The sequence below is a fragment of the Actinomadura montaniterrae genome, assembly GCF_008923365.1.
GTDB lineage: Bacteria > Actinomycetota > Actinomycetes > Streptosporangiales > Streptosporangiaceae > Spirillospora > Spirillospora montaniterrae.
In genome coordinates this window covers 1-1,172 of record NZ_WBMR01000485.1, presented here as the reverse complement: position 1 = coordinate 1,172, position 1,172 = coordinate 1, and the positions used below count along the sequence as shown (strand labels likewise).

The window sequence follows — 1,172 nt, the reverse complement described above, 5'->3', positions numbered from 1 at the left end:
CGGAGCGTGTTGAGTTGGGTGATGAGGGGGGCGATGGTGGTGTTGTCGCGGTCGGCGGCTTCCCAGTCGCGGGGGCGGTACTGGTATTTCTCCGAGTCGCGGTATTCCTCGCTGCCGGGGCGGACGGGGGTGTTCTCGCAGAGTTCGTAGCCGGAGTAGATGCCCCAGGTGGGGGAGAGCAGGGCGGCGAGGATGGCGCGGATCTCGAAAGCGGGGCGGCCGCCGTGCTGGAGGTATTCGTTGAGGATGTCGGGGGTGTTGGTGAAGGCGTTGGGGCGCATGTAGGCGGCGGCGGGGCCGGTGAGTTCGGTGAAGTAGTCGGTGAGTTCGTCGGCGGTGTTGCGCCAGGTGAAGTAGGTGTAGGACTGGTGGAACCCGATTTTGGCCAGGGTGTGCATCATGGCGGGGCGGGTGAACGCCTCGGCCAGGAACAGCACGTCGGGGTCGGTGTGGTGGATGTCGGCCAGGAGGCGTTCCCAGAAGTCGACGGGTTTGGTGTGGGGGTTGTCGACGCGGAAGATCCGCACGCCGTGGTCGATCCAGTGCCGGATGACCCGGCGGACTTCGGTGTAGAGGCCTTCGGGGTCGTTGTCGAAGTTGAGGGGGTAGATGTCCTGGTATTTCTTGGGTGGGTTCTCGGCGTAGGCGATGGTGCCGTCGGCGCGGGTGGTGAACCATTCGGGGTGCTGGGTGACCCAGGGGTGGTCGGGGGAGCATTGCAGGGCCAGGTCGAGGGCGATTTCCAGGCCGTGGTCTGAGGCGTAGGCGACGAAGGCGTCGAAGTCGGCGAGGGTGCCCAGGTCGGGGTGGATGGTGTCGTGGCCGCCGTCGGGGGAGCCGATGGCCCAGGGGGAGCCGGGGTCATACGGGCCGGCGTCCAGGGTGTTGTTGGGTCCTTTGCGGTGGCTGGTGCCGATGGGGTGGATGGGGGGGAGGTAGACGACGTCGAAGCCCATGTCGGCGATGGCGGGCAGGCGTTTCATCGCGGTGCGGAACGTTCCGGAGATGGGTCCGCGGCGGCCCATGGGGTCGTAGGTGGCGCCTTCGGAGCGGGGGAAGAACTCGTACCAGGCGCCGTACAGGGCGCGTTGCCGGTGGACGACCAGCGGGTACCAGTCCGACACCGTCAGCAGGTCCCGCAGCGGATGCCGCTCCAGCACGTCCGCCACATC

Annotated in this window: 1 pseudogene; it reads right to left on the bottom strand. The window is 67.4% G+C overall.

Annotated features, from left to right (window positions below):
* Window positions 1-1,172: pseudogene (locus F9B16_RS50450) on the bottom strand (alpha-1,4-glucan--maltose-1-phosphate maltosyltransferase); the annotation flags it as partial.